We start from the raw sequence: 12,320 nt of genomic DNA, 5'->3' as shown, positions 1-12,320 counted from the left end.
AGTTTAAAGAGACAGGAAAGGTGAGACATGAAACGATTAGCAGCTTTGTTGTTCGTTGTAAGTATGGTGTTCCTGCTTTCTGCTTGTTCGGATGATCAGTCTGCAAAAGATGGACTTGATCAGTTTGTCGACAATTGGAATGCGCAGGATTTCGATAAAATGTATGACCAGCTGACCGATGAATCGAAAGAGAATATTTCCAAGGAAGATTTCGTCAAGCGGTATACTGATATTTATGAGCAAACAGGCGTATCTGATCTGAAGGTCACTGCAGGAGATGTGTCCGAGGAAGATGAGAAGTCAGATGCTGAAACACAACAGCTTCCAGTATCCGTATCGATGCAGACGGTAGCTGGAAAAGTGGATTTCGATAAAGATGCGGAACTCATCAAAGTCGATGGCGAGGATGGGACGGCTTGGAAGGTGAATTGGGATCCTTCTTATATCTTTTCGCAGCTAAATGATAAGGAAAGCGTCCGAATCACATCCATTGAGCCGGAACGCGGCCGGATCCTCGATACGAATGGCGAGGAATTGGCCTTCAATGCAACAGTTCCATCCGTCGGCATCGTTCCAGGCCAGCTGGAAGATCGAGACAAAACGCTCGATCAAGTTGCGGAGCTCTTAGACATGGATCGGGAAGAAATCGACAGCGCGCTCGACCAAAGCTGGGTGACGGATGAAGTGGATGTACCGATTAAGACACTGCGTCCGGATCAGCGTGATCTAGCTGAGAAAGCAGATGAATTGCCGGGTGTACAGTTTTCGGATACAACTTCCAGATTCTATCCACATGGCGAAGCAACAGCACATTTGACGGGTTACGTGAAGAAAGTGGACGCCGAGTTCCTGGAAAAGGACGACAATGCCTCCAAATATGATGCTAACTCGGATGTTGGTTCGACAGGCTTGGAATCTGTCTATGAAGACCAGCTCCGCGGAACGATGGGCTGGAGGATCTATACCGTTTCGGAAACGAGCGATGAACAAGAAGTGATAGCTGAAACCGAAATGAAAAACGGGGAAGATGTCGAAACGACGATCGATATCGATACACAAGAAAAGATATATGACCAGCTGAAGGACGACAGCGGTGCTTCGGTTGCTCTTGATCCGAAAACGGGTGCTACACTTGCTTTAGTGAGTGCTCCATCTTATGATCCGAATAATTTCATTTTCGGCTGGGATGATGAGGAATACGAGAAATTATCAAATGATGAGAACAGTCCATTCTCGGCAAAATTCAATAAAGCATATGCTCCAGGTTCCACCATCAAGCCGATTACAGCTGCCATCGGTTTGGAAAATGGCGTCATCACACCAGATGAGAAAAAGCATATCGAAGGGCTGAAATGGAATAACGATGGAGCATTCGGTAATTACAGCGTCACACGTGTTTCCGATAGCTTATCAGATGTGGATCTGAGAGATGCTTTGATAACTTCTGATAATATCTATTTTGCCATGACAGCAGTTGATACAGGTGCGGAGAACTTTGAAAAAGGCCTGAAATCATTCGGTTTTGAGGAAGAACTGGATTATGCATTCCCTACGACAGCATCTTCCATATCCAATGAAGGTCTGGATAATGAAACACTGCTAGCTGATTCTGGTTATGGTCAGGGGCAGGTATTGATGTCCCCGCTTCATCTGGCGGCTTCCTACACACCTTTCGTCAATGATGGCAACTTGATCAAACCGACACTGCTCAAGTCGGAAGCAGAAAAAGCTACCGTATGGCATGAAGGCGTGCTGCCGAAAGAAGGAGCAGATGCAATCACGGAAGGCCTGCGGGGCGTTGTGGAAGATGAAAGAGGTTCTGCTCATAACCCGGTAGTGGAGGGTCAGACATTGGCCGGTAAAACAGGCACTGCAGAGCTGAAACAAAGCCAGGATGATAAGAACGGCACAGAGAATGGCTGGTTTGTAGCATATGATTATGATAAACAAGATATGCTCATCAGCATGATGGTGGAAGGCGTCCAAGACAAAGGCGGCAGCCATTATACAGTTGAGAAAGTGAAAAATGTATTCGAATGAGACCTGAGCGCACGGATATACCGTGCGCTTTTTCCAAATTTGGAAAATGAGCTATAATGGTGTAGGGATTGGGTATGGGAAAGAGAAAAATAAGAAAGGAGATGGAGATCATAGAAGAAAAACGTTTTTCACCATCAGGAACATTAGCACTTGGGATTGTGACGATGTTCATTCCGGTGATCGGAATCATATCAGGCATTCTGGCAATCATATATGCAAACAGAAGTATTAAAGTAACAGAAGATACAGAAGCGGTAAAAGCATTGTATCTTGCTGGAAGAGTATGCGCGATCATTGGATTGTGCTACCAAGGCTTGATTCTTGTTTATTTCATCTTTTTGTTCACGATCATACTTGCAACACCAATGATGTACTAAAAAACAGCCTCGGACTCAGTCCGGGGCTGTTTCATGTTCAGGAGTCGTCAAATCGACATCCTCCAATTTATGCATTTTTGTCTTATATTTCACCTTGTAAATGATCCAGCAGAGCAGGAAGATCGGAATACCGATATAAGAGGCAATGAAACCGCCCCAATCAAAACCATCTTTCGTAAAGGAAGATACACTCTGCCCCACTACAACGATGATGCTGAGTGTAAGTGCGAATATAGGTGCAAATGGATAGAATTTCGCTGTATACGGCAAATCTTTGATGTCGTATCCTTGTGCTACATACGCTTTGCGGAAACGGTAATGACTGATTGCAATCCCGATCCAGATGATGAAGCCTGTCATACCAGCTACATTCAAGAGCCATGTATAGACGATGCCATTTCCGAAGAAGGAAGTCAGGAAGGCTGCACAGCCAACTGCTGCCGTTGCGATCAAGGCATTGACAGGTACGCCATTTTTATTCAATTTACCAAGGATGCGCGGCGCCTTTCCTTCTTTGGCTAAGTTCCATAACATCCTGGTGCTCGCATACATACCAGAGTTTCCGGCAGATAAGACAGCTGTCAGGATGACGGCATTCATGACGGATGCCGCAAAAGCGATTCCCGCTTTTTCAAAAACGAGCGTGAATGGACTAAGCTGTACATCTTCACTTGCCAAGCTCTCCGTTGTATAAGGAATGAGCATCCCGATGACGAAGATAGCCAAGATATAAAACAACAGAATACGCCAAAAAACAGATCGAATCGCTTTTGGTATCGATTCTCTCGGATTATCAGCTTCCCCTGCTGCGGCACCAAGTAATTCCGTTCCTTGGAAAGAGAAACCAGCTGCCATGAACACACCAATCAAAGCCAGAAACCCTCCATTGAAAGGTGCGTGCCCAGTCGTAAAGTTCGAGAATCCTGGTGATTTGCCGCCTAGTATACCGAAAATCATCAAAAGACCGACGACGATGAAAATGATGACCGTGATGACTTTGATCAAAGCAAACCAATATTCGGATTCGCCAAAGCCTTTAACGGAAATATAATTCAAAAGGAACATGATGATCAGGCTGATTGCACTCCATATCCATGAAGGGGAGTTCGGGAACCAGAAATCCATGATCAGTGTGACGGCAACGAGCTCTGCTGCTATCGTCGATGCCCAGCTGAACCAATAGTTCCATCCAAGTGCAAAGCCAAGCGATTCATCAACAAACTTGGTCGCGTACGTACTGAAACTGCCGGATACAGGCATAAAGGCTGCCATCTCAGCCAAGCTCGTCATCAGGAAGAAAACCATGCTGCCGATTAGAGCGTAAGCAAGAAGCGCTCCACCTGGACCAGCCTCGCTGATTGCACCGCCACTGGCAAGGAATAAGCCAGTACCAATTGTACCTCCAAGGGAAATCATCCCTAGATGACGGGCTTTGAGCTTCCTTTGCAGGCTGGGTGCCGTATTGTTTTGTTTGTTGCTCACTTCTGTCACCTCGTCTATAGTATGGCTGTGTATAATTAAAAAAAGCCGTCCCGGATATTCTAGTGCTATCCGAACGGCTTATTATATATAACAGCATCATTCTAGAATATAAGATATCACAATATGTGATAGGTTCTGTACCAATCTGGTCCAGATGCAGCTTTTGCTAGTTAAAGCTGCCAGTCATTTGCATGGATTAATGAGTGCCTATGCAAATCAATGAGTTCTTATGCAATTGAAAACCTCCCTAACTTTACTATACAAGGAGAGAGAATTCAACTGTATTCTGGAATGGATTATATTGGTGCTCTACGGTGCTGTGTAGCGCACTCGAAGCTGTAGCCGATTTCTATTAAGGTAGATTCCTCAAAAGCACCGGCTGTAAACGTGATTCCGAATGGTTCGCCAGCCTCTGTGTATCCCGCGGGGACGGTGATGGAAGGATAGCCTGCCTTGGCAGCGATATCAGCTCCGTCATAGCCAGGAAAGATGATGCCATCGAGTGCTGCATCTGTCATGACACGATCAAGACCTTCAGTCCGGGACTCTTGTATATCGGCTAAACGATCCTGAAGATACTCCATCTGTTTCAAGGTGCCATCTGTCTTTTCGGCTGCTTCCAGCACATCTTGTCCATATTGCAGGGCAGCATCAGTATTGGCCATATTCCATTCCATCACTTCTTTCAATGTATGAGCTGGCAAGTGTGACGCAACGGATTGCAGGTAACGGTTCACGCCATTCTTGAATTCGTGATACAACACACTTGATTCCCTGGTGATAGTGGGAACTCGGACATCAATAAGTTCGGCACCTTTATCACGCAATGCTGTAAAAGCTTTTTCCATAAGTTCGCGCTTATGGGGTTCCAGTTGCTGCAGTGTTTCTTGGTCGATACCAAGACGTTTTCCGCTCAGCCCCTCTTCACGGAGTGACGCTGTATAATCCGGAACCAATGGCGCAGATACAGTGGCAGGATCTGCTTGATCCCTCCCAGCTATCGCCTGCAGCAGGATTGCTGCATCCCGGACCGTCCTTGTCATTGGTCCGGCAGTATCCTGGCTATGTGCAATTGGAATGATCCCGCTGCGTGATACCAGCCCGACAGTAGGCTTGATACCGACCAGGGAATTGCTGCTGGACGGACTGAGGATGGAACCACTTGTTTCTGTTCCAACCCCGGCTGTAGCTAAGTTATTCGCAATAGCTGCACCTGTACCGGAACTGGACCCGCCGACATCGAAGCTGCCATAAGGGTTTCGCACTTGGCCGCCTCTGGCACTGTAACCATTCGGCATCGGTTCCGACATGAAATTGGCCCATTCCGTCATATTGACCTTGCCTAAAATGATGGCGCCTGCTTCACGCAGCTTACTCACTAGGAAGGCATCTTGTTTTGCATAATGATTCGCAAGTACGAGGGTGCCAGCACTTGTATGCATACCATCTGCTGTATCTATATTGTCTTTGATCAGAACAGGAATGCCGTGGAGCGGTCCGCGCAGTTTGGCTGCTTTCCTCTCCATATCCATTTGCTCCGCTATGAAAATAGCATCAGGATTGATTTCCAAAACACTGTTGGTCCCGCCTTCATAGGAATCTGCTGTTGCGATGCGCTCCAGATATGTATGAACCAGCTGTACCGATGTTGTGTTTCCAGCTGCTAATTCAGCTTGCAAAGCTGTTATTGTCATTTCTTTAATTGTAAAAATATTCATAGACTAGATTCTCCTCCGTAAAATGTGTATGATTAGAAAATCTTCTGTATTTTGATAAGTCGGACATATTGATTATACTAAATATTCTTTCTATTAACTTCTACGGGACCTCGACTTTTTATAGATACAGGAGCATCCAGAAAGGGGAAAAAGATTTGGAAACAACTAAGACAGTCAAGGTGTTGACTGCCGATCCCAGTGCACTTGGGTTATTTGGCTTGGCAATGGTCACACTAGTAGCATCATCACAGAAGCTAGGTTTGACAGATGGGCTTTCCATGGTTCTGCCATGGGCATTTTTCTTAGGGGGAATTGCACAGCTGATTGCTTCCGCTTATGATTTCAAACATAATAACATCTTTGGAGCGACAGCCTTTGGGGCGTTTGGTTTGTTTTGGTTTGGTGTCGGCATGAGCTGGCTCATCCAGTTAGGTGCATTGGGAGAAAACTTGCAAATAGCTTCAGACAGCCGCCAGCTTGGTATAGCATTCATAGGATATCTTATTTTCAGTCTCTTCATGACAATCGGTGCCATGGGGACGCACAAAGTATTATTTTTTATATTTGTAGCTATTGATTTTCTATTTATCGGTTTATCTTTGAGTTCATTTGATATAGCATATGGAATAACCCACACGCTTGCAGGCGTCGCGGAATTAATCATTTCACTATTATCTTTCTATGGTTCTGCTGCAGCAGTGCTGAACGGTCACTATGGGCAGACAATCCTTCCGATCGGAAAGGCATTTCGTGTCTTCACCAAAGCAGACTAGAATGATGGAGGGATAGTTAGCAAGGGGCGAAGATATGTCAAAAAATAATCGTACATCCAACGATTTACACAAAGGTTTAAAAAACCGTCATGTGCAGATGATCGCACTGGGCGGAGCAATCGGAACGGGCTTATTTTATGGTTCCGCATCCTCGATAGGGCTGGCAGGACCAGCGATTGCACTTGCATACCTAGTCGGTGGCTTCATGATTTTCTTCATCATGCGTGCACTGGGGGAGCTTTCGGTGGATACACCGAACTCCGGTTCCATCAGTTATTACGCCTACCAGAACCTGGGCGACTTCTTCGGATTCGTTTCCGGCTGGAATTATTGGTTCAACTATGTGGCAGTGAGCATGGCGGAACTGACCGTCGTCGGCATCTATGTACAATATTGGTTCCCGAGTGTACCTACCTGGGTCACGGCGTTCGGTTTTCTGGTATTGATTACTTGTGTCAATCTTTTGAGTGTGAAATTATATGGTGAGTTTGAATTTTACTTTGCTATCATCAAAGTTATCGCAATTATCGGGATGATCGTCCTCGGCTTGCTCATCATCTTTACAGGCATTGGAAATGGCGGGGAGCCGACTGGCTTTTCGAATCTGTTCGATGAGGGCGGCTTCATGCCCAATGGCTGGACTGGTGTGATTTTGTCACTTGTCCTCGTTATGTTCAGTTTCGGTGGTGTTGAACTTGTCGGAATCACAGCAGGTGAAGTGGATACACCGAAAAAGACAATACCAAAGGCAATCAATCAAGTCGTTTATCGGATATTGATTTTCTACGTCGGTGCATTGCTTGTCATCATGTCCGTCTTTCCTTGGAATCAAATCGACGGGGAAAGCAGTCCATTTGTGCAAATATTCGATGGTGTCGGGATACCGGCTGCTGCGGGTATACTGAATCTGGTCGTCCTTACTGCTGCGGTATCTGCGCATAACAGCAGCCTTTACAGCAACGGGCGCATGCTACATTCTTTGGCTAAACAAGGAAATGCACCAAAATTCTTGGGGAAAGTTGGCAAAAAGACAGGAGCTCCTGTTGCAGCGATTTTCTTCTCCTCTGGAGTGGCAGCGATAGCTGTCATTGTAAACTATCTGTTTCCCGAGAAAGTATTCAACTATTTGATGGCAATTGCGACCATCGCTGTCATCATCAACTGGATCATGATTGTCATCATCCATCTAGCGTTCCGGAAGCGCATCGGTAAGACAGCTGCAAGTAAGTTATCTTTCAGGATGCCGCTATATCCAGTAGCCAACTATATGGTCCTGATATTCCTTGGAGCAGTCATCGTGATCATGGGCTTCATCCCGGATTATCGTCTGGCACTGGTAATATTGCCGATTTGGGTGATTGTGCTATCGGTTGGTTATAAGCTGAAACGAAAATAAGAAAAAGCGTATCCTTTGGCCGGATACGCTTTTTTAATTTCTATACATGCTGCAGAATACGGAAACTGCCGTTTGACAGCTGTATATTTATATCTGATCGAGCAGCAATTTGCGGGTCATGGGTGACCATGATCACGCACTTATTTTCTTGATGCGCAAGATCGATGAATAAATTCACGATTTCCTTCGATGTTTTGTCATCGAGATTGCCTGTCGGTTCATCGGCCACAATCAAGTCAGTGTCGCAGCAAAAGGCCCTGGTGATGGCCACGCGCTGCTGCTGCCCACCGCTTAGAGTCAGGACGCGCTGCCTTGCCTGCTCTTCGGATATACCGACTTTTGCCAGCATTTTAAAGATATAGTCTTCTTGATTCTCTACTTTCTTTCCAATGATGGCCATTGCCGAGGCAATGTTTTGATAAGCAGTCATATAAGGAATCAAATTGTAAGACTGAAAGACGATAGAGACATAATCATGACGGAACTTGCCAAGCCCCATTTTACGAATTGATTTTCCATCATATTCAATATCGCCTTCTTTTGGTTTATCCAGCCCTCCTGCCAAAGACAGGAAGGTAGTCTTGCCTGATCCGGATGAACCCGTGATTGTATAGAAAGTATTTTTATGAAAATCGATATTCACAGATTGAAATAATGCATTTTGTTTGTCTGTGTACCAATAGCCAACATTTTTGAATGCCAATAATGGTGCTGTCATATTTATCCCTGCTTTCTATTCTTGTTTCGTCAAAATGTTTTTCGGCTGCAGTCGGAGGATCGAGATGGATGGGATAAGGGCTGCGATGATTGCTACAGCTAATCCAATACCGCCTAGTATCAAGATATTCTCCCATGTCACATTTATATTCAGATTACTGATAGCTTCACTGGGCTGACTGAAAGCATGTGAGACTGCTTGCCCTGGTCCGCTGCCCATCATGCCACCGCCACCGCCTGGTCCTTGCTGCATGGACGTAGATGCCGTTTCAGCGGATGCAGTTGTTTGCTGATCCAATAGCTGATTTCCCAGTACGTTCGCAATCGGATTTCCGAATATGGAAGACAAACCAATCGCAACAATGGCAATTACAACGATTTCTGTAATGAACTGTCCAGCCAGCTTCCATTTCTTTTCACCAATTGCCATTAAAACGCCCATTTCATATTTGCGTTCCCGAATGGATAGCATCACGATCAAGGCAAGGATGATCGCACCAGCAATGGTCACTAGATAGACGATATTCTTCGCGAAACCTGCAACGTTTTCAATTGGTCCTACCATCTGCTGGTAAAGGTCATCGTTTGCATCCAATTCATACACATCAAAATCAACGTCAGTTTTCTTTGCAGCAGCAAGGAATGCATCGATGTTTGCTGCATCGTCCATTTGATATGTCACCGATTCAACTGTATCTGTGTAGTCATCTCCTTTTAGCGTATTGGCAGCTGTATAAGGAACATAAATCGTATTGTATGGGTTCAGGAAGGAGAAATTCATTGCTTGGTCGTTTCCGGCAGAACTTGTTTCATAGATACCGACGATCTCTAGTTCTTGTGTCGTATCTTCATCATTGGCTGAACTGATCTTGATTGTATCTCCAACTGCTAAATCATTTTCTTCGGCAAGAGTCTGCTCGATTACTGCAACATTGCTGCCGGCATCGGATTCTTCAATAGCTCGTCCGTCTACGATTTCTGCTTCGCCATCACTGAAGCTTTCTGCTTCATCGCTGGTCAGCGTACCATTTACCGTAAGATCGGCTTGTACCATGCCGCCTCGGCCTTGGTCACCGCCAGGACCCTGCGTGCTTTCTTCTGTGTCACTGCTGTCTGCAGATGTGCTGCTTTCGATGATATCGAAGTCTTCTGCATTGGCAGAAGCTGAGACTGAATAGTTGTAGCTCTTCACATGATCTAAAGCTGCGATGGATGCTGCGTCATCCAGACTGATCGGTGTGCTGGTGAATTGCGGCGGGCCGTCTGACTCACTTTGCTCGCTTTGCAGTTTCTCCATGGCTGCTTCGCGATCGACTTGGAGTGTGACAGAGCCTCCGAGCTCCTGTCTTGCCAGCTCGCTTGATGCTTTGGCTGCTGATTGGATTGTAAGTCCTGATAGGACGAATACACATATGACGGTGAAGATCACCAATTGTAATAAGGTCTTTCCTTTTTTTGCTTTCATGCTCCAGAAAGCACGTTTCAAGAAATTCATCTTGCCATCTCCTTTACTATTTCCGGGCATGCTATAATGCTTCTGAGCCACACCCGCTTTGGCTAATTGCTAGTATGAAGCCGCGTGCTGAAGTGTACTTGAAAGCTAGCTGAAGATTTGCTGAAAGTGAAAAAATCGGGAATCTTCAGCTGGTTTTCAGCTAGTTGTTCCATAATAAAGAAAAAAGAAGAATGGATGACAAGATGGAAAAGATAAAAGTATTGGTCGTTGATGATGAACAGACAATCACACAGTTCCTGATGCTTGGATTACAAAATGAAGGCTATATCGTCGAGAGCGCTGCTGACGGTATGCAGGCCATTGCCAAAGCAGATCAGTTCGATCCTCATATCGTTATATTAGATGTCATGATGCCAGGCATGGATGGCTTCGAGGTGTGCCGGATGCTGAAAAAGAAGGGCCGGAAACTTTCTATTATTATGCTGACAGCGCGGGATCAGGTGGATGATCGTATCAAAGGATTGAATGGCGGGGCGGATGATTATCTTGTCAAACCGTTCAGTTTTGAAGAACTATTGGCTAGAATGCAAGCACGGATCCGAAATCAATTTCCGGAACTGGGCGATTCACTTATAGCAGGTCCTCTGCGGATCGATGACCGCCGCAAGGAAATCTATTTGGAGGAAGAGCTGCTGCAGCTTTCCCCGACAGAATATGAGCTGCTCAAATACCTTGCAATGAACCAAGGCATTGTCCTGAGCAAAGCACTTATCCTCGATAAAGTATGGGGATATGCATTTGGCGGAGAAGAAAATATCGTGGAAGTGTATATTCGTTCCTTGCGGGACAAGCTTCACGATAAGGAGCGCAAGCTGATCCGTACTATCAGGGGAGCAGGCTATCGCCTGGATGTCAGATGAAGCGAAAATACAAACTAAAACCAAGAACATTAAAAAAGCAAATTGTCGCCTTATCTTGTCTTATTCTTGCCATCATCCTGACGGTTGTCGGCGTCTTGCAATATTTCCTGATGAAAGACTTCCTATACCAGAATGAGGCAGATGCGATGCAGTCACAGCTGCATTCGCTTCCACCGGCATTGCTGGAGCAAAACGATGACAGACATCAGCCATTTCTTTTCGATCGTTCGCTGGCCCGAATCGATACTTCCGGGAATTATACGGATTTATCAAAGGAGAATGGGCTCTCCAGTCCTCGCTTGGAGCAAGGAGAACTGAGCAAGTTTATGAATGCTCGTGACGATAAATCAACCAGATATGTCGTGATGGAGGATGAAGATGGAAAAGAACAGCTTGTTGTCATTGTCGCTGATCGTCGATTCGGGGATATAAACGGTTATTTGCAGGCAGGTACAGAGACAGCATCCATCAATGATGTCATCAAAGGCCAGCTGCAAGTATTTATCTTGTTAGCAATTGTGGCTCTGTCTGCCGGCATCCTGCTTTACACACGTGTGATCAAAAAAGCGCTCGATCCGCTGCACCGGATCATCCGAAGGGTCGAGCGGACTAGTGCTGAAAATCTATCTGAGAAGATGGAAGAGGAATCCGAGCAAATCGAAATCAAACGGCTGACTGTTGCTTTCAATCAGATGATAGAAAGAATCGATAGCTCATTCCAGTCCGAACGGGATGCAAAAGAACAAATGCAGCAGTTCATTGCGGATGCGTCTCACGAGCTCCGAACGCCGCTCACTTCCATTCACGGCTTTTTGGAGGTGCTGCTGCGAGGGGTGGCAGATAAGCCTGAACAGCTTTATCCGGCTCTTGAAAGCATGCTCAAGGAATCGAAGCGGCTCAAAAAACTGGTAGAGGATTTGCTTTTACTCACCAAGCTGAATCAAGCTGAGGATATGCAACTGCAAGAAATGGAAGTAAGTCCAATCCTTGCGGAAATGAAGCCGCATTTTGATATGCTTGCCGGCAGCAGAAGATTGAATTTCTCGGTAAAGAAGCAGTTGATAGTAGCAGTGAATAAAGATAAATTGAAACAAGTGTTGTTGAATCTATTTTATAATGCAGTACAGCACACAGATTCTGAATATGGAGAGATTGATGTGATTCTTGATGAAGGGGAACATACAGCTGAAATCACAGTGAAAGATAATGGATCAGGTATTTCGAGTGCACATCTTCCATATGTGTTTGACCGATTCTATCGAAGTGATAGTTCGCGCGCTCGTTTGCAAGGGGGTGCCGGTCTTGGTCTTTCCATCAGTCATGCTATCGTCAAGGCGCATCGTGGAACGATAGAAGTGCATAGTGAAAAAGGCAGAGGTACTGTATTCCAAGTATCACTCCCTAAAAAAAGAAGGAACCCATAATTGCATGGGTTCCTTCT

Annotated in this window: 10 protein-coding genes; 6 read left to right on the top strand and 4 right to left on the bottom strand. The window is 45.6% G+C overall.

Going from position 1 to position 12,320, the window contains the following annotated elements; all coding sequences use genetic code 11:
• Window positions 1-27: 27 nt before the first annotated feature.
• Together SFC66_RS05305 and SFC66_RS05300 are read left to right on the top strand one after the other, a co-directional pair.
• Complete coding sequence (locus SFC66_RS05305; protein ID WP_411217647.1) at window positions 28-2,040, top strand: penicillin-binding transpeptidase domain-containing protein; 2,013 nt, start codon at window positions 28-30, stop codon at window positions 2,038-2,040.
• 74 nt (window positions 2,041-2,114) lie between these two features.
• Entirely contained in the window at window positions 2,115-2,417 is a 303-nt protein-coding gene (locus SFC66_RS05300; protein WP_411217646.1) for a hypothetical protein, read from the top strand.
• Between the two features lie 15 nt (window positions 2,418-2,432).
• Here the strand turns inward: SFC66_RS05300 and SFC66_RS05295 are convergent, their stop codons facing one another.
• Window positions 2,433-3,899: an amino acid permease gene (locus SFC66_RS05295; protein WP_411217645.1), complete on the bottom strand. Its 1,467-nt coding sequence runs from the start codon at window positions 3,897-3,899 to the stop codon at window positions 2,433-2,435.
• Between the two features lie 296 nt (window positions 3,900-4,195).
• Window positions 4,196-5,617 (bottom strand): amidase family protein, encoded by a 1,422-nt coding sequence (locus SFC66_RS05290; RefSeq protein WP_411217644.1) that lies wholly within the window; start codon window positions 5,615-5,617, stop codon window positions 4,196-4,198.
• 155 nt (window positions 5,618-5,772) lie between these two features.
• Here SFC66_RS05290 and SFC66_RS05285 point away from each other — a divergent pair, with 155 nt between their 5' ends.
• Together SFC66_RS05285 and SFC66_RS05280 are read left to right on the top strand one after the other, a co-directional pair.
• The gene (locus SFC66_RS05285) at window positions 5,773-6,390 is read left to right on the top strand and encodes an acetate uptake transporter (RefSeq protein WP_411217643.1); all 618 of its coding nucleotides are present in this window, start codon (window positions 5,773-5,775) and stop codon (window positions 6,388-6,390) included.
• A gap of 34 nt (window positions 6,391-6,424) precedes the next feature.
• Window positions 6,425-7,786 (top strand): amino acid permease, encoded by a 1,362-nt coding sequence (locus SFC66_RS05280; protein WP_411217642.1) that lies wholly within the window; start codon window positions 6,425-6,427, stop codon window positions 7,784-7,786.
• Between the two features lie 40 nt (window positions 7,787-7,826).
• On the opposite strand, the gene SFC66_RS05275 is transcribed toward SFC66_RS05280, so the two are convergent.
• Window positions 7,827-8,504 carry an ABC transporter ATP-binding protein gene (locus SFC66_RS05275; RefSeq protein ID WP_411217641.1) on the bottom strand — a complete coding sequence of 226 codons (678 nt, stop codon included), beginning with the start codon at window positions 8,502-8,504 and terminating at the stop codon, window positions 7,827-7,829.
• A 15-nt stretch (window positions 8,505-8,519) separates the two neighbouring features.
• Window positions 8,520-9,998, bottom strand: coding sequence for an ABC transporter permease (locus tag SFC66_RS05270; RefSeq protein ID WP_411217640.1), 1,479 nt, complete (start codon window positions 9,996-9,998; stop codon window positions 8,520-8,522).
• 203 nt (window positions 9,999-10,201) lie between these two features.
• On the opposite strand from SFC66_RS05270, the gene SFC66_RS05265 reads away from it, so the two are divergent.
• Both SFC66_RS05265 and SFC66_RS05260 read left to right on the top strand, forming a co-directional pair.
• Window positions 10,202-10,879, top strand: a complete 678-nt coding sequence (locus tag SFC66_RS05265; RefSeq protein ID WP_411217639.1) for a response regulator transcription factor — start codon at window positions 10,202-10,204, stop codon at window positions 10,877-10,879.
• The gene (locus SFC66_RS05260; RefSeq protein ID WP_411217638.1) at window positions 10,876-12,303 is read left to right on the top strand and encodes a sensor histidine kinase; all 1,428 of its coding nucleotides are present in this window, start codon (window positions 10,876-10,878) and stop codon (window positions 12,301-12,303) included. The genes SFC66_RS05265 and SFC66_RS05260 overlap by 4 nt, the downstream gene beginning before the upstream one ends.
• Window positions 12,304-12,320: the final 17 nt, after the last annotated feature.

It is taken from the genome of Terribacillus saccharophilus (assembly GCF_046592895.1).
GTDB classification, from domain to species: Bacteria; Bacillota; Bacilli; order Bacillales; family Amphibacillaceae; genus Terribacillus; species Terribacillus saccharophilus_D.
The sequence above is the reverse complement of the archived record's forward strand: the minus strand, read 5'-3'. Positions and strand labels throughout refer to the sequence as shown.